A 19,745-nucleotide genomic window follows, 5' to 3' on the forward strand; every position below is an offset into this window, starting at 1 on the left:
GGTCGCCCAATTCTGTGCGGGGGCCCGCGCCGGCCCCGGGGGCGCCCCCCCCGGGGGGGCCCCCCCCCCCGCCCCGGGGGGGGGGCGGGGGCCCCCCCCCCCCCCTGCCGGCGGGGGGTGCCCGCCCCCCCCCGGGGAGGTGGTCTGGGCGGGGGCTGCGGGTGTCCGGCCTTATGGTTGGGCTCTGCGCGGCGGTGACCCGCGAACCGGCACCTGCTTCCGGGGTCTCGCCAGGTCTCAGTCGCACTCCGGGCGGGGCGGTCGGGGGCCGCCGAGTTCCACGGCGGTGCAGCGCCAGCGGAGGTCCTGGCCGAGTTCCAGGCGGAAGGCCATGGCGCGCAGCCGGTCGCCGGCGCCGACGCGGGCGAAGGCCTCGATGGCGCCCGGCCGGGGTTCGCACCAGCCGATGTCGCGGACGACGGGGCGGGCGCCGCGGGTGCGCAGGGGGCCGCGTTCGGCCAGCCAGGCCAGCTCGTCGTAGGCGCGGCCTCGTGTGTGGCGGAGCATCGAGTGGACGGGGCGGTGGCCGCTCAGGACGGCGACGAGGAGGTCGGCGAAGACGTCGGTGGGCAGGAGCTGGGGGACCGCCGCGTGACGTGAGCCCTGTGCCGGGACAGCGGGAGCGGTCTCGGCGGGAGCGGGGCCCGGGGCGGTGGCGCTCGGGCGCGCCTGGGGGCCGGTCGCTTCCGGAGTCCGGCGTGGGGCTGTTCGGGTTGTCGAGGGGGACGGCGGGCGCGTGTCCGCGGGGCGGGTGCGGGAGGCCCTGGCGCGGGCGGAGGCCGGCGGACGACCGCCCGCGGCCGGGGGCCGGGTCCGCCCGCTGCCGGGAGAGCGCGGGGGCGCGGAGCCGCCGGGAAGGGGCGGTGCGGCGGCGGTGCCGGCCGTGGTGCGGGGTGCGGTGTACCCGGGGGCGAGGGGCGAAGGGCTCGCCTGCGGACGGGGTGCAGGCGTGGTCGGGCGGTGGGTGGTCCTGGTCATGACCTTGTGCATGGGGGTCCCCGTTTCGTGGGCCCGGTGTGTACCGGGGAGTAACTTCGGGTTGGTGATCTTGTACGGGGCGGGCCGGGGCCGCGGCAAGGAAGCGCGGTTCGGGTCGCGGGCGCAGGAAAGTTCACCTATCCGGGTGGTCTCGGGGCGGGGAGCCCTTGTATGCCGGGGGCGTGCCGGGTGAATTCCGGGCCGTGGGTGGACGCCTCCGGCGGGACGGGGCGGGGCTCGAAAGGGGACGCCCCGCACGTATCCTGAAGACCTTCGGAGCCGTGCCGGGAGAGCCCGGAGCCCTGCAAGCCCTGCCGGGAGGCCGGAGCCGTGCCGAGAGGTCCGGACCCGCGCCCAGAGAGCTCCGATCACGTCCACCACGACCACGAAAGCGGCCAGCCATGCGTGTCTACGTGCCCCTGACCCTCCCCGGCCTCGCAGAGGCGTACAAGACGGGTGAGCTGGGAAGCGGCCCGCTCGCCGCCTACGCCGTGACGCCGGGACTGCGTGAGTGGTACGTCTCCGACGACATCGAGGAACTGGAGTACGCGGCGCTGGGCCGGGCCGCGCTGGCCTCGCTGCGCCTGCTGACGGCCGAGCCCGAGGCGCCGCGGCGCCGGGTCGTCATCGCCGTCGACGTCGCCGACCGGGCCGTCAGCGCGGACGCCGACCACGGGCTCGACCCGGCGGGGGAGGTGCGGGTCGCGGGCCCGCTGCCGCTCGGCAAGGCGGCGTCGGTGCACGTCGACGCGACGGACGCGCAGGCCGATGTGACGGCGGCCGCGGAGGCCCTGCCGGCGGCGGACGGCGGGGACGGCGACGCACAGTTCGTCGTGGACGGTGCGGAGGACCACGAGCTGCTGTGGTTCGCCACCCAGGAGATCGCGAACCTGGTGGGCCGCGGGGACTGAAACCGTCGCCGGTGCCGGAACCCGTTGCCGGGGCGTGGCGGGGACCGGGCCCGTCGCAGGGGGCGCGTTGAGGCGCCGCTCTCTTGATTGTCAGTGGGGGCGGGTACGTTTTCGGGCATGGGGATGAAGACGGGCGCGCACATCGTGTGGGACTGGAACGGGACGCTGTTCCACGACATCGACGCGATCATCGGGGCGACGAACGCGGCCTTCGCCGAGCTGGGCCTCGAGCCGCTGACGCTGGAGAAGTACCGGGAGCTGTACTGCGTACCTGTGCCGAAGTTTTACGAGCGGCTGATGGGGCGGCTGCCCACCGAGGCCGAGTGGGAGGCCATGGACGATGTCTTCCACCGGTACTACTCCGAGCACCGGGCGGCGTGTGGACTGACGGTGGGGGCCGTGGAGCTGCTGGCCGGATGGTGTTCGGCGGGCCGCAGCCAGTCGATCCTGAGCATGTACGTGCACGAGGAGCTGGTTCCGCTGGTGCGGGGGTTCGGCATCGAGCCGCACTTCATACGGGTGGACGGGCGGACCGGGCCGTCGGGGGGCAGCAAGGCCGAGCACATGGTGCGGCACCTGGCGTCGCTCGGCGGGGTGGCGCCGGAGCGGACCGTGGTGATCGGGGACGCGGCGGACGACGCGGTGGCGGCGCTGCACGTCGGGGCCCGGGCCGTGCTGTACACCGGCGGATCGCACAGCAGAGTGAGCCTGGAAGCCGTCGGCGTCCCTGTCGTGGACACGCTGGAAGAAGCGGTCGCGGAGGCGGAGCGGCTCGCGGCGTGACCGGCCTTCCTGACCGGAACCCGTAGGGGCACTGTGCAGAACGTCAAACTTCCACGGCTGGTTTTGTACACATACGGCTCATGACGGAGCCCCTGTAAGGAGCGATAGCCTTGGTGGCGTGATCAGCGCGATAGTTCGCGGGGACGTCGTCGTCCCTGCCCTGCGCCCGGAGAGCACGGACGACATCCGTGACCGGGCGGCAGTCGCTGGTCCTCGCGGGCGGGACGTGCCATGCAGGACTCCCGGGACGCCGAGCATCACCCGTACCCGAGCGTCGCAGAGAGCAGCGTCACACCGGTGGCGCAGCTCAAAAATGGCTCAGACACCCCCGCTCAGCTCGCCTTGCGGCATAGCGTCGGAACAGACCGGATACCCCGTGTCACGACGTGAGGTCGTCAGCGCAGAGGCCGTACTTCCTTCTACGTCACGCAACGGCGCGCGACAGGAGCCAGAGGACAATGCAGACCAAGCTGGACGAAGCCAAGGCCGAGTTGCTCGAGAGGGCCACCCGGGTAGCTGAGAACAGCCCGGTCGGGGGGCACCTACCGACCGGGTCGACGGGCGAGGAGACCCCAGACGCCCAGAAGGCCCCGGACCGTGAGACCCTCCACACGTTCCTCCAGCGTTACTACCTGCACACGGCACCGGAGGACCTCACCGACCGCGACCCGGTCGACGTCTTCGGAGCTGCCGTATCGCACTACCGGCTGGCTGAGAACCGCCCCCAGGGCACGGCAAACGTGCGGGTGCACACCCCGACGGTGGAAGAGAACGGGTGGACCTGCAGCCACTCCGTGGTCGAGGTCGTCACCGACGACATGCCCTTCCTCGTCGACTCCGTCACCAACGAGCTGACGCGTCAGGGGCGCGGGATCCACGTCGTCATCCACCCCCAGTTCGTGGTGCGGCGCGATGTCACCGGCAAGCTCATCGAGGTCCTGTCGGCCCGGCCCACCGGCGACCTTCCGCACGACGCGCACGTCGAGTCCTGGATCCACGTCGAGATCGACCGCGAGACCGACCGGGCCGATCTGAAGCAGATCACCGCCGACCTGCTGCGCGTGCTGTCCGACGCCCGTGAGGCCGTCGAGGACTGGGGCAAGATGCGGGAAGCGGCGATCCGGCTGGCGGAGGGGCTGCCGGACGAGCCCATCCCCGGCGACCTGCCCGGACCCCAGGTCGAGGAGGCCCGCGAGCTGCTGCGCTGGCTGTCCGACGACCACTTCACGTTCCTCGGCTACCGCGAGTACCAGCTGCGCGACGACGACTCGCTGGCCGCCGTGCCCGGCACCGGGCTCGGCATACTGCGCGCGGACCCGCACCACGCGGCCGAGGAGAGCCACCCGGTCAGCCCGTCGTTCGAGCGGCTGCCCGCCGACGCCCGGGCCAAGGCACGCGAGCACAAGCTGCTCGTGCTGACCAAGGCGAACAGCCGGGCGACCGTGCACCGGCCGTCGTACCTGGACTACATCGGCGTCAAGAAGTTCGACGCCGACGGCAACGTCATCGGCGAGCGCCGCTTCCTCGGGCTGTTCTCCTCCGCCGCCTACACCGAGTCCGTGCGCCGCGTCCCGGTCATCCGGCGCAAGGTCGAGGAGGTCCTGGAGCGCGCCGGGTTCTCGCCCAACAGCCACGACGGCCGGGACCTGACGCAGATCCTGGAGACGTACCCGCGCGACGAGCTGTTCCAGACCCCCGTCGACGAGCTGCGGTCGATCGTCACCTCCGTGCTCTACCTCCAGGAGCGCAGGCGCCTCAGGCTCTACCTGCGCCAGGACGAGTACGGGCGCTACTACTCCGCCCTCGTCTACCTCCCGCGCGACCGCTACACCACGGCCGTCCGCCTGCGGATCATCGAGATCCTCAAGGAGGAGCTCGGCGGCATCAGCGTCGACTTCACCGCCTGGAACACCGAGTCGATCCTGTCCCGGCTGCACTTCGTGGTCCGGGTCCCGCAGGGCACCGAGCTGCCCGAGCTGTCCGACTCCGACAAGGAGCGCATCGAGGCCCGGCTGGTGGAGGCCGCCCGCTCCTGGGAGGACGCCTTCGCCGAGGCGCTCAACGCCGAGCTCGGCGAGGAGCACGCGGCCGAGGCGATGCGCCGGTACGCGCACGCCTTCCCCGAGGGCTACAAGGCCGACCACAACCCGCGCGCCGCGGTCGCCGACCTCGTCCACCTCGAGCAGCTGAACGCCGAGGCGGACAAGGACTTCGCGCTCAGCCTGTACGAGCCGGTGGGCGCCGCCCCCGAGGAGCGCCGCTTCAAGATCTACCGCACGGGCGACGCCATCTCGCTGTCCGCCGTCCTGCCGGTCCTCAACCGGCTCGGGGTCGAGGTCGTCGACGAGCGGCCCTACGAGCTGCGCTGCTCGGACCGCAGCGTGGCCTGGATCTACGACTTCGGTCTGCGCATGCCCCGTGCGAACGGCGCCGGGGACCACTTCGGCGACGACGCCCGCGAGCGCTTCCAGGACGCCTTCGCCGCCACCTGGACCGGTGAGGCGGAGAACGACGGCTTCAACGCCCTCGTGCTCAGCGCCGGGCTGACCTGGCGCCAGGCGATGGTGCTGCGGGCGTACGCGAAGTACCTGCGCCAGGCGGCGTCGACGTTCAGCCAGGACTACATGGAGGACACCCTCCGCAACAACGTCCACACCACCCGCCTGCTCGTCTCCCTGTTCGAGGCGCGGATGTCGCCGGACCGGCAGCGCGCGGGGCACGAGATCGTGGACGCGCTGCTGGAGGAGGTCGACGCGGCCCTCGACCAGGTGGCCTCGCTCGACGAGGACCGCATCCTCCGGTCCTTCCTGACGGTCATCAAGGCGACGCTGCGGACCAACTTCTTCCAGGAGGCGGCGGGCGGCAAGCCGCACGCGTACGTCTCCATGAAGTTCGACCCGCAGGCCATCCCCGACCTGCCGGCGCCCCGTCCGGCGTTCGAGATCTGGGTGTACTCACCCCGCGTCGAAGGTGTGCACCTGCGCTTCGGCAAGGTCGCACGCGGTGGTCTGCGCTGGTCCGACCGGCGTGAGGACTTCCGCACCGAGATCCTCGGCCTGGTCAAGGCGCAGATGGTGAAGAACACCGTCATCGTGCCGGTCGGCGCCAAGGGCGGCTTCGTCGCCAAGCAGCTGCCGGACCCGTCCGTCGACCGGGACGCGTGGATGGCGGAGGGCATCGCCAGCTACAAGACGTTCATCTCGGCGCTGCTCGACATCACCGACAACATGGTCGCGGGCGATGTCGTGCCCCCGGCCGACGTCGTCCGGCACGACGAGGACGACACCTACCTCGTCGTCGCCGCCGACAAGGGCACCGCGACCTTCTCCGACATCGCCAACGGGGTCGCCGAGAACTACAACTTCTGGCTCGGCGACGCCTTCGCCTCCGGCGGCTCCGCCGGCTACGACCACAAGGGCATGGGCATCACCGCCCGCGGCGCCTGGGAGTCCGTCAAGCGGCACTTCCGGGAGCTGGGCGTGGACACCCAGACCCAGGACTTCACGGTCGTCGGCATCGGCGACATGTCCGGTGACGTGTTCGGCAACGGCATGCTGCTCTCCGAGCACATCCGCCTGGTCGCGGCCTTCGACCACCGGCACATCTTCATCGACCCGAACCCGGACGCCGCCACCTCCTACGCCGAGCGCCGACGCCTGTTCGAGCTGCCCCGCTCCAGCTGGGAGGACTACAACACCGAGCTGCTCTCGGCCGGCGGCGGCATCTTCCCGCGCACGGCCAAGGCGATCCCGGTCAACGCCCACATCCGCGAGGCCCTCGGCATCGAGGCCAAGGTCGCCAAGCTGACCCCGGCCGACCTGATGAAGGCGATCCTGCACGCGCCGGTGGACCTGCTGTGGAACGGCGGCATCGGCACGTACGTCAAGTCCTCCGCCGAGTCCAACGCGGACGTCGGCGACAAGGCCAACGACGCCATCCGTGTCGACGGCAAGGACCTGCGCGTCAAGGTCGTCGGCGAAGGCGGCAACCTCGGCCTGACCCAGCTCGGCCGGATCGAGTTCGCGCTGCAGGGCGGCCGGATCAACACCGACGCCATCGACAACAGCGCGGGCGTGGACACCTCCGACCACGAGGTGAACATCAAGATCCTGCTCAACGGCCTGGTCCGGGACGGCGACATGACCGTCAAGCAGCGCAACAAGCTGCTCGCCGAGATGACCGACGAGGTCGGCCACCTGGTGCTGCGCAACAACTACGCGCAGAACACGGCGATCGCCAACGCCCTCGCCCAGTCCGGCGCCATGCTCCACGCCCAGCAGCGCTTCATGAAGCACCTGGTCAGGGAGGGGCACCTCGACCGGGCGCTGGAGTTCCTGCCCACCGACCGGCAGATCCGCGAGCGGCTCGCCCAGGGCCAGGGGCTGACCGGCCCGGAGACGGCCGTACTGCTGGCCTACACGAAGATCACGGTCGCCGAGGAGCTGCTGCACACCACGCTGCCCGACGACCCGTACCTGAGCACCCTGCTGCACGCGTACTTCCCGAAGGAACTGCGCGAGCAGCACCCCGAGTACCTCGTCAGCCACCCGCTGCGCCGTGAGATCACCACGACCGTGCTGGTCAACGACACGGTGAACACCGGCGGTACGACGTATCTGCACCGGCTGCGCGAGGAGACCGGCGCGTCGCTGGAGGAGATCGTGCGGGCGCAGACCGCGGCCCGGGCGATCTTCCGCCAGTCCCCGGTGTGGGACGGGGTCGAGGCGCTCGACAACAAGGTCGAGGCCGAGGTCCAGACCCGCATCCGGCTGCACGCGCGCCGCCTGGTGGAGCGCGGCACCCGCTGGCTGCTCAACAACCGGCCCCAGCCGCTGGAGCTCGCCGGGACGGTCGACTTCTTCGCCGACCGGGTCGAACAGGTCTGGGGGCAGCTGCCGAAGCTGCTGCGCGGCGCCGACCTGGAGTGGTACCAGAAGATCTACGACGAACTGACGGGCGCGGGTGTCCCGGAGGACCTGGCCACCCGGGTGGCGGGCTTCTCCTCGGCCTTCCCGACGCTCGACATCGTCTCGATCGCCGACCGCATGGACCGGGAGCCGATGGACGTCGCCGAGGTCTACTACGACCTCGCCGACCGGCTGCGCATCACCCAGCTCATGGACCGCATCATCGAGCTGCCCCGGGCCGACCGCTGGCAGTCCATGGCCCGCGCGGCGATCCGCGAGGACCTGTACGCGGCGCACGCGGCGCTGACCGCCGACGTCCTGGCCGTCGGCAACGGCACCTCGACGCCCGAGCAGCGCTACAAGGCGTGGGAGCAGAAGAACGCGGCGATCCTCGGCCGCGCCCGCAGCACGCTGGAGGAGATCCAGAACTCCGACGCGTTCGACCTCGCCAACCTGTCGGTGGCGATGCGCACGATGAGGACGCTGCTGCGGACGCACTCGTAGGGCGTACGGCGTGACGGGCGCCCCGGGCCGGTTCCGGCCCGGGGCGCTTCTTCTTGGCGTGCGTTAGGGCGATTCGACTGGAGGACTTACCCGATCCGGCTAAGGCTTGGGACGTGACTCTCAACGTCTCCGAGGAGCGCGTGGCCGCCCCCGCCCGCCCGGCCGGGCGCGTCGTCCTCGAAGTGGTGCACTTCGCGCTGGTCGGCGGCAGCGGCGTCGCGGTGAACTTCCTGGTGTTCAACGCGCTCCTGCACGGGCTGCACCTGGCCGCCATGGTGGCGACGGTACCGGCCAGCCTGATCGCCATGGGCGGCAACTACCTCGGCTTCCGGTACGTCGCCTACCGCGACCGGGCGTCCCGGACCCGGCGTCAGATCGCGCTGTTCTTCGCCCTCAGCACGATCGGCGTCGCCATGGAGAGCGGGCTGTTCTACGTCGGCTACCACGGCCTCGGCCTGGACGGGCCGCTGGAATCCAACGCGGTCAAAGCCCTGTCCATCGTGCTCGCCTCCGCCTTCCGTTTCCTCGTCTACCGGACCTGGGTGTTCCCGCACGATGCGCGCCCCGCCTAGACCGGCCGTCCTCACCGCGTGGCTCGCCGCCTCGCTGGTGGTCCTGCTGCTCCTCCTGGTCGTCGTCCGGCTGCCCTGGGCCGGGGACCTCGGCATGCACGCCGCGACCGTCCAGCGCCTGCGGCACGACCTCGTCGACCCGGGCAATCCGCTGGTCGACGCGGACACGCCGAGCCCGTACTACTCGCCCTGGACGCTGATCCTCGGGTGTGTGGCGCGGGTGTCCGGCCTGTCGGTCTTCGTGGTGCTGCGACTCGGGGCGCTCACCGGGCTCGGGCTGCTGGTGACAGGGGTGTGGCGCTACGTCCGCACCCTGACCGCGCATCGCGCCGCGCCCGCGCTGGCCCTGCTGAGCCTGCTGCTGCTGTGGGGGACGGCCGTGTTCAAGTGGAGCGGCTTCTACGGGCTCGACTCGCTGGCGCTGACGGTGCCGTATCCGAGCCTGTTCGCGCTCGGGCCGGCGTTCCACCTCTGGGCGTGGCTGGGGCGGGCGGCACGGGAGGGCGCCGGGTGGGGGATGTGGCTCGGGCTCGGGGTGCTGTGGGCGGTGATCCTGCTGTGCCATCAGTTCTCGGGAGTGGTGGCTTCGCTGGGGGCGGTCGCGACGGTGCTCGCCGCCCGGCCGGACCGCGCGGCGTGGCTTCGGCTCGGCGGCGGACTCGCGGTGGGGCTCGGGGTGCTGGCGCTGTGGCCGTACTACGACTTCTTCGCGCTGTTCGGGGCGGGCGGCGGCCTTGAGACGGTGCACCGGCCGCTGTACGACGATCTGGTCGGTCGGTACTGGCTGGTGCTGCTCGGGGTGGTGGCCCTCGGGGTGCGCTGGTGGCGGGACCGGTGGGATCCGCTGGTGCTGTTCTTCGTGCTGGGGGCCGTGCTGGTCACGGCCGGTGGGGTGAGCGGGCACTGGTCGTGGGGGCGGGCCCTGCCGGCGGTGCTGATCCCGGCGCAGGTCGCGGTCGCCGTGGAGGTGTGCGAGGCGGGGCGGCGAGGGGTGCGGGTGGGGTGGGCGTGCGTGCTGGGCGCTGCGCTGGCTCTGGGGGCGTGGACGCAGGCGGGGGCGGTCGGCTACGTGGTGCCGCGGGGGGACCTGCCGGCAGCCGTCGCGGAGAAGTACCGGCGGCCGTGGACGGGGTACCAGTGGATGACGCCCTGGGTGAGGTACGGGGATGTGGTGATGGCGCGGGAGGGGCGGCCGGCGCGGCAGATCCCGGCGTACGGGGCGTACACGGTGGCGCCCGGGTATCCGGACTTCTTCCTGCCGGATGAAGGGCGGCGGGTGGGGGCTGTGCGGAGGTACTTCGCGGCCGGGACGTCGCAGGAGGAGCGGGCGGGGATTCTGCGGGAGTACGGGGTGCGGTGGGTGATGGCAGGGGCCGGTATGCGGGGTGCCACCGGGTTGCGAGAGGTGGCTCGGGGGCCGGAGGGGCAGGTGCTGTATGCGGTGGTGCGTTGACGGGTGCTGACGGGGGCTGCGGGTTGTGGCCGGGGCCGGGTGGGTCCGCAGCCCGGCGCAGCGGGGTGCTGCTGCGCCGGCCCTCCCCCGAGCTCTCGGCTTTACTTCAATGCGCTCGCCACCAGCCGCACCGCCCGTTTCACTCTCGGGCGGGCCAGCCTGCGTACCGTCGGGCGGATCACCCTCGCTGTCAGTCCCACCGGCTCCCAGCGGACCTGGAGGCGGCCCGGGTTGTGGCCCTCCGGTTCCACCGTCAGGTGGTGGGAGGGGATGCGGGTCGTCAGGGCCGGGAAGGCCAGGGGGGCCAGCAGCAGGCCCGTGTGGGACAGGCCCTGGTGCTGGAGGCGGAGCAGCGGATGGCGGATTCCCGCGAAGCCCTGGAGGGGGAGCGGGGCCGCCGCGAGGTCCAGGTGGGCGTGGCCCTCGAAGAGGCCGGGGCGGACGGGGGAGAGGCGGAAGTGGACGTGGATGCGGCGGCCGCCCGGGGCGATGAGGAGGGTCGCGCGCTGCGGGCCGACGGGGAGCCGCAGCGCGGGGTCGTAGGTGCGGATCATGAGGTCGACCGAAGCGCCCGGGCCCCGGGTGATCTCCTTGATCTCGTGGCGGAACTGGGCGCTCGGGAAGGGACGGGTCTCCAGCTCCAGGTCGGCGACGCTCAGTTCGCGGCGTGACCACTCCGACTCGGGGACCCGCTCGCCCCAGAAGGTGCGGCCCGCCGCGTCCGCGGTCACGGTCCTCGGACCCACCGCGTGGCCCAGGCCCCGGGCGGCCAGGCGGGCCTCCGGCAGACGGCGGTCGCGGATCAGCTGGACGACGACGCGCTCGGCGCGCGGGAGGCGTGCGAACGCGCCCGGCGCGAGCGTGTCGAGGTAGGGCGTGACGATGTCCGCGAAGGACGTCAGCCAGGCGTCGTCGCGGTAGGGCAGGTCACCGGCGTACATCCGGAGGTCGTGCTTGAGGAACTTGTGGTCCTTGTCCTCGCGCAGCGACTGGTGCCCGCTGCCGGCCAGGAACGCGTCGATGAGGTGCTGGACGTGGATCCGGTCCCGGACGTTGGCGAGCTTGTGCCGCTGGTTCGATATCGACGCCGTCTCCGAGGCCGCGAAGGGCGCCACGTACCAGCGGTAGACCGGCTCCGGGATGATCGTGAACCTCGTGGCCAGACAGTACGCCTGCGCCGAGAACAGCTGGTCCTCGTAGTGGATGCCCTCGGGGAAGCGCAGGTCGTGCCGGTCGAGGAAGGCGCGGGCGTACATCTTGCTGGTGGACAGGTGCTCGAAGAACAGCCGCGGGTCGGCCTCGATGCCGTCGAGGGTGCGGCGCTCGGCGACCAGGTGCGGCATCCACGTGGAGCGGCGCCCGTTGTCCACCCGGACCCGCTGCACCGCACCCATCGCGAAGTCGATCTCGCGTTCGCGGTGCGCGGCGAGCAGCAGTTCGACCGCGTCGCCGGGGAGTTCGTCGTCGCTGTCCAGGAACATCAGGTACGGCGCCCGCGCGATCTGCAGGGCGCGGTTGCGCGGAGCGCTGCAGCCGCCGCTGTTGCGCTCCAGGCGGAGGTGCCGGACCCGGGGGTCCTGGGCCGCCAGCCGCTGTGCCACCGCCGGGGTCGCGTCCGTGGAGTGGTCGTCGCTGATGATGATCTCGAGGTCGGTGTGGGTCTGGCGGCGCACCGATTCGACCGCGCGGACGAGCCGTTCGGCGTCGTTGTAGACGATGACCGTCACGGTGACGTCGGGGGTGCTCATGCGGTCGCCTCCTGCGGGGCCGGGGCCGGGGTGCGCTCCTCGATCGGCAGCACGGGAGGCAGGTCCCCTTCGTCCTGCCCGAGGAAGACCCGGCGGACGACGCGTTCGGCGGCGCGTCCGTCGTCGTACTCGCAGAACCGGCGCCGGAACACGGCCCGGGTCTTCGCCGCGCTCTCGTCGCGCCAGGCCTCGGTGGTGAGGATCTCCGTCAGCTCCTGCTGGGTGCGGGCGACGGGGCCCGGGGCCTGGTCCATCAGGTCGAAGTAGACGCCGCGGGTGGTGCGGTACGTCTCCCAGTCGTCGGCGTGGATGACGATCGGCCGGTCGAGGTTGGCGTAGTCGAACATGATCGAGGAGTAGTCCGTGACCAGGACGTCCGCCGCCAGGCACAGTTCCTCGACCGGGTCGTAGGAGGAGACGTCGATGATCCGGCCCGTGCGGCGCAGGTTGGTGAGCGGGGAGGCGGCGCCGCCGTAGAAATAGTGGCCGCGCACGAGCAGGACCGTGTCCGCGCCCAGGCGGTCGGAGAGGGCGGCGAGGTCCAGGCGCGGGGTCCAGCCGGCCTCGTAGTCGCGGTGGGTCGGCGCGTACAGGACGGCACGGCGGCCCGGGGCGATGCCGAGGCGGTCGCGGACCGCGCGGATGTCGTCGGCGCCGGCGGTGTAGTAGACGTCGTTGCGCGGATAGCCGTGGTCCAGGGAGACGTAGTGCGACGGGTACGCCCGCTCCCACATGCGGGTGGTGTGGCTGTTCGCCGAGACGCTGAAGTCCCACTTGTCGATGCGCTCCAGCAGTGCCGGGAAGTCCAGGCCCTGCGCGGCGGCCGGGAACGCCATCTGGTCGATGCCCATGCGCTTCAGGGGTGTGCCGTGGTGGGTCTGGACGTGGATCGCGTCGGGGCGTTTGACCACCGCGTTGGGGAAGTTGACGTTGTTGACGAGGTACTTGGCGGTGGCCAGCACCTCCCAGTAGCGGCGGCTGCCGGGCACCACGTGGTCGGTGCCGGGCGGCAGGAGGGCCGCGTTCTCCTCGGTGACCACCCACACCGCGTGGATCTGCGGGGCCAGTTCGGCGAGCTTGGCGGCGATCGCGGCGGGGTTGCAGGCGACGCCGCGGTTCCAGTAAGCCGCGAACACCGCGAGGTGCGGGTTGACGGGACGGCCGAGCGCCCTGCGGTACTGGTGGTCGCGGAGTCTCGCGCCGGCCTGCCGCTTACGGGCCCGTACGGCTGATCTGGCGCTGCGGCGGGCGCGGTTGACGGTCTGGAAGGCCCGGTACTTCGTGTAGGCGTCCTCCTCCAGCAGGGAGCGGCGGACGCCTTCGAGCCCGGCCGGGCGGTGGTAGCCCTCGGGGCGGCGGCGCAGGGCGGCCAGGGACGCCCTGCGGAAGAACTCGCGGGCCACCTCCTCCGGCATGCCGCCGCGCGTGAACGTGCGCAGGAGGTCGCGGACCATGACGTCGTAGAGCACGGTGTGCGCGGCGTGTCGGCCCCGGGTGAGGTCGAGGAGGGACTCGTAGCGCTCGACGTGGCCGTACCGCTGTTCGGGGGCGACGGGGGGCAGGCTCGCGGGCCGCAGCCTGCGGTCCTCGTAGGCGACGTGCGGCAGGCAGGCGACGCGGTCGGCGAGCAGCAGGGCGGCCAGGGCGGCGTACGGCTCGTCGTCGGTGCTGAGCCGCGACTCGTGCGCCCGCCAGAATTCCGCGCGCAGCACGCGGGTGCCGAGCAGGGGGGTGAGCCGCAGCAGCGGCGCGCAGTCGTCGAGGGCGACCTCGGCGCGGCCCGCCCGGGCGAGGAGCGGGCCGTCGGGGGACGGCATGCCGGAGGTGTGCCAGGCGCTGCGGACGTGGTCGAGCAGGAGGACGTCGACCTCGCCGGGGAGCTCGGCCACCCGCTCGGCGACCGTGCGCGGGGTGCCGGCGGGCAGGCCGTCCTTGGCGTGGACGAAGTGCAGCCAGCGGCCGGAGGCCCGGGACGCGCCCGCCGCCCGGGCCGCCGCGGCACCGGTGCCGTCCGGCAGCGGCACTACGTCGACCGCGCCGTCCGGGGTGTGCCGCTCGGCCGTCTCGCGGGCCCAGTCGCCCACCGCCGCCACGATCACCTCGGCGTCCGGCAGGGGGTGGGCGGCGAGGGAGTCGAGGAGCTCCGTCAGATGGTCCTGAACGTTCGGCCCGTGGACGATCACACTGAGCTCCGCCATCCCGGGGCCCCCTCTCACCGCTGCACACCGTATGCGGTCATGCTGCCATCAATGAGACAAAAGGGCCGACCGGGTAGGCCTCACGAGGGAACGGCGTCCTTCACGAGGGAACGGCGACCTTCGGCTTGGGCTTCGGCTTCGGTGCCTTGTCCCCGGTGAACGCCTCGTACTCCTTGAGGACGTCCTCCGTCGGCCCGTCCATGCGCAGCTCCCCGCGCTCCAGCCACAGCACCCGGTCGCAGGTGTCGCGGATCGACTTGTTGTTGTGGCTGACCAGGAACACCGTGCCCGCGTGCTTGCGCAGCTCGCGGATGCGCTCCTCCGAGCGCTTCTGGAAGGAGCGGTCGCCGGTGGCCAGCGCCTCGTCGATCAGCAGGACGTCGTGGTCCTTGGCGGCGGCGATGGAGAACCGCAGCCGCGCGGCCATGCCGGAGGAGTACGTCCGCATCGGCAGCGTGATGAAGTCGCCCTTCTCGTTGATGCCCGAGAAGTCGACGATCTCCTGGTAGCGGTCCCTGACCTGTTCGCGGGACATGCCCATGGCCAGGCCGCCGAGGTGCACGTTGCGCTCGCCGGTCAGGTCGTTCATCAGGGCGGCGTTGACGCCGAGCAGGGAGGGCTGGCCGTCGGTGTAGATGTGGCCGTTCTCCACGGGCAGCAGACCGGCGACGGCCTTCAGCAGGGTCGACTTGCCCGAGCCGTTGGTGCCGATCAGGCCGATCGCCTCGCCCCGGTAGGCGACGAAGGACACGTTCTTCACGGCGTGCACCCGGCGCACGCCCGAGGCCTTCTCGGTCTGCTTGCGGCGCACGATGCGGTTGAGGGCGGCGGTCGCGGAGCCGCGCCCGGCGCCGGTGCCGTTGACGCGGTAGACGATGTCGACGCCGTCGGCGACGACGGTGGGGATCTTCTCGTTCGGGTGCTCAGCCACGGCCGTAGGTCTCCTCAGCCTTCCAGAAGTAGATGAAGCCGCCCACGCCGGCGAGCAGCGCCCAGCCGGCCGCGAGCGCCCACACGTGGGCGGGGAGCTGGCTCGCGTGGAAGCTGTCGATCAGAGCGAAGCGCATCAGGTCGATGTAGACGGCGGCCGGGTTGGCCGCCAGCGCGATCTTCACAGCGTGGGGCAGGCTGTCGTTCTTCGCCAGCTTGTCGATGCTCCACATGACACCCGAGACGTACATCCAGGTGCGCAGCACGAAGGGCATCAGCTGGGCGATGTCGGGGGTCTTGGCGCCCATCCGGGCCATGACCATGGACACGCCCGCGTTGAACGTGAACTGCAGGAACAGGGCCGGCAGCGCCAGCAGCCAGGACACGCCGACCGGCACGCCGAAGCAGAGCAGGATGACGACCAGCGCGGCCATCGAGAACAGCAGCTGCTGGAGCTGCTGGAGGCAGAAGGAGATCGGCAGCGCGGCGCGCGGGAAGTGCAGGGCCCGCACCAGGCCGAGGTTGCCGGAGATCGCGCGGGTGCCCGCCATGATCGAGCTCTGCGTGAACGTCCAGATGAACACGCCCGTGACCAGGAACGGGATGTAGTCCGGCACGCCGTGCTTGGTGCCGAGCAGCACGCCGAAGATGAAGTAGTAGACCGCCGCGTTCAGCAGCGGGGTCATCACCTGCCAGACCTGGCCGAGCTTCGCCTGGCTGTACTGGGCGGTGAGCTTGGCGGTGGCGAACGCGGTGATGAAGTGGCGGCGGGCCCACAGCTGCCGGACGTACTCGGGCAGGGAGGGCCGCGCGCCGCTGACCGTGAGGCCGTGGCGGGCGGCGAGGGCCGCGAGGTCGTGGTCGGCCGGGGCCGGGGGCTGGGGCGGTGTGTGGAGGACCGTACTCACATCCGCTGCTTTCGCTCGTGGGGTGTGGGACCAGGGGGCCGCGAAGAGCGACGGGCGGGGTGGTCTTTTACCGGACTCTTCGCGAACTCTTACGTCGGGACGGGACCGTATCGTCGCAACGGGAGCGTACGTCGGACTGACGTCGGAACGCAACCGTTTCGTCGTGACGCCCTATGCTGTCGGCATGACGACGAACCCCGACGAGCCCCAGCAGCCCCCGCGTCGCCGGGCCCCCGCGGGGGCGGCCGTACTGCGGGAGGACGTGACGGAAGCGATCCGGGCGGCCGTCTTCGAGGAGCTCGCGGCCGTCGGCTACGCGCGGATGTCCATCGAGGGGATCGCACGCCGGGCGGGGGTCGGGAAGACGGCGGTCTACCGCCGCTGGCGCTCCAAGCTGCACCTGGTCCTCGACATCGTCTCGGCACTCGCCGTGCAGGGCCTGCCCGCGCCGGACACCGGCTCACTCGAAGGCGACCTGCGGCTGCTCTACGAGGTGACGTCCCGCGCGCTGCGCCACCCCGTCGCCTCGCAGGTCATCCCCGACCTCCAGGCGGAGGCGGCCCGCAACCCGGAGATCGCCGAGGCCATGCAGAAGGCCCTGCGGGAGGGGCAGGACGGCGTCGCCACCGGCATCGTGACGGCGGCGGAACGACGCGGCGAGCTGCGCGAGGGCATCGACCACGACCTCGCCCTCGACCTGATCTCCGGCCCCCTCTACTGGCGTTCGGTGGTGATCCGCAGCCCGAAGCTCCCGAAGGGGTACCTGGGCGCGCTGGCCCGGGCCACGTCGGAGGGACTGAAGGCGCTGTAGGAGAGGGCTCGACGGTGGCAGAAGGGAGCGCCCGGCCCGGGTGAGCCCGGGCGTGCGGCCCACATGAGTGAGCCCCGGCCTGCGCGCCGGGGCTCGGTCGGCCGGGCCAGGGCTCACCCCGAGCGTGCCCCGGCTCTTCCAGGGCTCGCGCAGAGCGTGGCCCAGCTTTTCCAGGGCGCGCGCAGTGCTCGTTCCGGCTGGCCCCGGGCTCGTCCGGGGCTCGCGAGCGGCCTGGCCTGGCCCGGCCTGGCCCGGTCAGGCCCGCCGTGCCTCCGGATGCAGCCGTACCCACCCCTCCCACGCCGACGTGATCATGTCCTGCACGTCGAGCCGGGCCTTCCAGCCCAGCTCCGTGGCCGCGCGATCGGCGGAGGCGACCACGCGGGCCGGGTCGCCCGGGCGGCGGGGGACCACGGACGGCGGCCGGTCGTGGCCGGTGACCGCGTTGATGCGGTCGATCATCTCGCGGACGGAGACACCCTCGCCCCGGCCGATGTTGAGCGTGAGGTCGCGGCGGGGCGCGGAGCGCAGCGCCCGGGCCGCCGCGACATGGGCCTCGGCCAGGTCGACGACGTGGATGTAGTCGCGTACGCAGGTGCCGTCCGGCGTCGGGTAGTCGTCGCCGAAGACGCTCGGCGGCGCGCCCTCCGTGAGCTTCTCGAAGACCATCGGCACGAGGTTGTAGACGCCGGTGTCCGCGAGCTCCGGGGCCGCTGCGCCCGCCACGTTGAAGTAGCGCAGGGACGCCGTCGACAGCCCGGTCGCCCGGCCCGTCGCACGGACCAGCCATTCACCGGCCAGCTTGGTCTCGCCATAGGGAGACAGGGGCTCGCACGGCGTCTCCTCCGTGACCAGGTCCACGTCCGGCATGCCGTACACCGCCGCCGACGAGGAGAAGACGAGGGACGGCACGTTCGCCGCCGTCACGGCGTCGAGCAGCACCCGCAGGCCCTCGAGGTTCTCCCGGTAGTAGTGCAGCGGCCGTTCGACGGACTCGCCCACCTGCTTCTTCGCCGCGAGGTGGACGACGCCGGTGACCGAGTGGTCCGCGAGGGTGCGGGCGAGCCGCTCGGCGTCCAGGGTCGAGCCCGTCACCAGCGGCACCCCGTCGGGCACGCGCTCCGCGATGCCGGTGGACAGGTCGTCGTACACCACGGCCCGTTCGCCCGCCGCGGTCATCGCCCGTACGACGTGCGCGCCGATGTAGCCGGCGCCGCCGGTGATCAACCAGGTCATGTGCGGCCGTCCCCTCGTCAGTTGGCCCGTGGTGGTGGTGCGCGCCGATCCGTGTGGTTCGTCGCTGTCGTCGTGCCTTCAGTGAAGCAGGCGGCGCAGCCGTCGGCGCACTACCGACAGCACACCACGTACGCCGGGAGCCACCCGCAGCGCCAGTGCGCCCGAGTGGGTGGAGTACGGCTGTACGAGTACCACGCCCTGCCGGGCACTCGGGACGGCGCTGCGGCGCAGCAGACCCGCGCCGTCGAGCGCGTGCGCCGTGACGTCCCGGCTCGCGCCGTCGCGGAAGCGGACGCGAAGGCGCAGGTCCCAGGTGCCCGCGCCGAGCGCGGCCAGCGCGGCGAGGTCGACGGCCGTCTCCGCCGACCAGGCGGCCTCGCGACCGACGGGGGCGGCGGTTCCCGAGGCCTCGGGGTGCGCCCCCGCGCCCGGCGCGAGCGCCGCGCTCGCGCCCCGGACCACCACGTCATCGTCGTCCCGGTGCCGCCACTCCACCTCCACCGCCTCCGGACCCGCCTGTGCCACCCGCCCGTACAGCTCGTGCAGGCGCAGCCGCAGCCGGGTGCCCCGCGCGCCCGGCCGCAGCTCCCCGTCGACGGCGAGGGGCAGGGCCCGCACCGGCCGGGCCCGCAGCGGCTCCAGGGAGACCTGCGGGAGGCGTCCCGACCAGACGGGGGTGCCGTCCGCGGCGCGGGCGTACGGCGGGCACAGGCGGGCCGGGCGCGCCGCGAGCTCCCGCAGCCGGGGCAGGTCGCACGGCTCCGGGGAGGCCAGGACGACCCGCCCGGCCAGCCGGCCGGGAGCGGCCGGGTTGCGGGCCCAGTCGTCGGCGTCGTACTCCGCGAGGTGCGCCCGCGTGAGCTCCCACCACGCGCGCCGGTACGCGGTGTCGCGCAACACCAGTTCGCGCACGTACATCCGCAGGTCGTGGTCGAGGAACTTGGCGCGCACGGCCCGCGCGAGTTCCTTCTGCCCGGCGCCCAGCAGCACCTCGTACGCCTGCCGGCACGCCTCCGTACGGGCCCGCCAGTTCTCGACACCGGCCCGGTCCAGGGAGATCGACAGCCGCCCGGCGGACCGGCGCACGTGCCAGACGTAGACCCGGTCCGGGACCAGGGCGATGCGCGGGGCCGCGGCCAGTACGCGCGCGGTGAAGACGACGTCCTCGTACGGGAACCGGCCTTCGGGGAAGCGGATGCCGTGCGCGCGCAGGAAGTCGGTGCGGTAGAGCTTGTTGACGCAGAGCGTGTCGTGGACCAGGCGCGGTCGTCGCGCGGGGTGCGGGACCACGGCGTGCAGCGCGTAGAGGCTCTCCTGCCAGGCCACTTCGCGCCCCGACGGCAGCTCCCGGCGCACGCACAGGCCGCCCGCGACCTCCGCGTGCGCGCCCTCGGCCGCTCGGAGCAGCGTCTCGACCGCGCCGGGCGGCAGGACGTCGTCGCTGTCCAGGAACATCACGTACGGCGCGGTCACCGCGGCGAGCCCGGTGTTGCGGGGGGTGCCGCAGCCGCCGCTGTTGACCCGGCGGCGGATCACCTTCAGGCGGGGCTCCGAGGCGGCGAGGCGTTCCAGCAGGCCTGCGCTGCCGTCCCTGGAGCAGTCGTCGACGGCCACGACCTCGCGCACGGCCGGCCCCTGGGCGAGCGCCGAGCGCACGGCGTCCGTCACATGAGCGGCGTCGTCGAAACCGATCACCACGACGGCGACCTCGGCGAGCGGCTCCCCGGCGCCCGTCCCGGTCACACCCCGGGACGCACGCCGGGTCTCGCTCTCGGTCTCACTCTCGGCACTCATCACGACGGATCG

Annotated in this window: 13 protein-coding genes; 6 read left to right on the plus strand and 7 right to left on the minus strand. The window is 72.5% G+C overall.

Annotation, left to right across the window (positions count from 1 at the left end):
- Positions 1-237: 237 nt before the first annotated feature.
- Entirely contained in the window at positions 238-990 is a 753-nt protein-coding gene (locus ACFCXS_RS06835) for an Rv3235 family protein (protein WP_376642002.1), read from the minus strand.
- A gap of 389 nt (positions 991-1,379) precedes the next feature.
- Between ACFCXS_RS06835 and ACFCXS_RS06840 the strand changes: the two genes are divergently transcribed.
- The 5 genes from ACFCXS_RS06840 (at position 1,380) to ACFCXS_RS06860 (ending at position 10,108) form a co-directional block, all read left to right on the plus strand.
- Positions 1,380-1,889 (plus strand): DUF6912 family protein, encoded by a 510-nt coding sequence (locus ACFCXS_RS06840; protein WP_376642003.1) that lies wholly within the window; start codon positions 1,380-1,382, stop codon positions 1,887-1,889.
- Positions 1,890-2,006: 117 nt separating this feature from the next.
- Positions 2,007-2,672: an HAD family hydrolase gene (locus ACFCXS_RS06845; RefSeq protein WP_376642004.1), complete on the plus strand. Its 666-nt coding sequence runs from the start codon at positions 2,007-2,009 to the stop codon at positions 2,670-2,672.
- Positions 2,673-3,130: 458 nt separating this feature from the next.
- Complete coding sequence (locus ACFCXS_RS06850) at positions 3,131-8,083, plus strand: NAD-glutamate dehydrogenase (protein WP_376642005.1); 4,953 nt, start codon at positions 3,131-3,133, stop codon at positions 8,081-8,083.
- Between the two features lie 113 nt (positions 8,084-8,196).
- A complete protein-coding gene (locus tag ACFCXS_RS06855) occupies positions 8,197-8,655 on the plus strand; it encodes a GtrA family protein (RefSeq protein ID WP_376642006.1) in 459 nt (152 codons plus the stop codon).
- Positions 8,639-10,108 (plus strand): hypothetical protein, encoded by a 1,470-nt coding sequence (locus ACFCXS_RS06860; protein ID WP_376642007.1) that lies wholly within the window; start codon positions 8,639-8,641, stop codon positions 10,106-10,108. Before ACFCXS_RS06855 ends, ACFCXS_RS06860 begins: the two co-directional genes overlap by 17 nt.
- 101 nt (positions 10,109-10,209) lie before the next feature.
- On the opposite strand, the gene ACFCXS_RS06865 is transcribed toward ACFCXS_RS06860, so the two are convergent.
- From ACFCXS_RS06865 to ACFCXS_RS06880, 4 genes are all read right to left on the minus strand, one after another.
- A complete protein-coding gene (locus ACFCXS_RS06865) occupies positions 10,210-11,856 on the minus strand; it encodes a glycosyltransferase family 2 protein (protein WP_376642008.1) in 1,647 nt (548 codons plus the stop codon).
- Entirely contained in the window at positions 11,853-14,054 is a 2,202-nt protein-coding gene (locus ACFCXS_RS06870; RefSeq protein WP_376642009.1) for a CDP-glycerol glycerophosphotransferase family protein, read from the minus strand. Before ACFCXS_RS06870 ends, ACFCXS_RS06865 begins: the two co-directional genes overlap by 4 nt.
- Before the next feature lie 100 nt (positions 14,055-14,154).
- Entirely contained in the window at positions 14,155-14,985 is an 831-nt protein-coding gene (locus ACFCXS_RS06875; protein ID WP_376642010.1) for an ABC transporter ATP-binding protein, read from the minus strand.
- On the minus strand, positions 14,978-15,892 hold the full coding sequence (locus ACFCXS_RS06880; protein ID WP_376642011.1) for an ABC transporter permease: 915 nt from the start codon (positions 15,890-15,892) through the stop codon (positions 14,978-14,980). Before ACFCXS_RS06880 ends, ACFCXS_RS06875 begins: the two co-directional genes overlap by 8 nt.
- Positions 15,893-16,076: 184 nt before the next feature.
- Between ACFCXS_RS06880 and ACFCXS_RS06885 the strand changes: the two genes are divergently transcribed.
- Positions 16,077-16,703 carry a TetR/AcrR family transcriptional regulator gene (locus ACFCXS_RS06885; RefSeq protein ID WP_376642012.1) on the plus strand — a complete coding sequence of 209 codons (627 nt, stop codon included), beginning with the start codon at positions 16,077-16,079 and terminating at the stop codon, positions 16,701-16,703.
- Between the two features lie 255 nt (positions 16,704-16,958).
- Here the strand turns inward: ACFCXS_RS06885 and galE are convergent, their stop codons facing one another.
- Positions 16,959-17,939 carry a UDP-glucose 4-epimerase GalE gene (gene galE, locus ACFCXS_RS06890; protein WP_376642013.1) on the minus strand — a complete coding sequence of 327 codons (981 nt, stop codon included), beginning with the start codon at positions 17,937-17,939 and terminating at the stop codon, positions 16,959-16,961.
- Positions 17,940-18,017: 78 nt separating this feature from the next.
- Positions 18,018-19,733, minus strand: coding sequence for a glycosyltransferase family 2 protein (locus ACFCXS_RS06895; RefSeq protein ID WP_376642014.1), 1,716 nt, complete (start codon positions 19,731-19,733; stop codon positions 18,018-18,020).
- Positions 19,734-19,745: the final 12 nt, after the last annotated feature.

It is taken from the genome of Streptomyces sp. NPDC056373 (assembly GCF_042262425.1).
Taxonomy (GTDB): domain Bacteria; phylum Actinomycetota; class Actinomycetes; order Streptomycetales; family Streptomycetaceae; genus Streptomyces.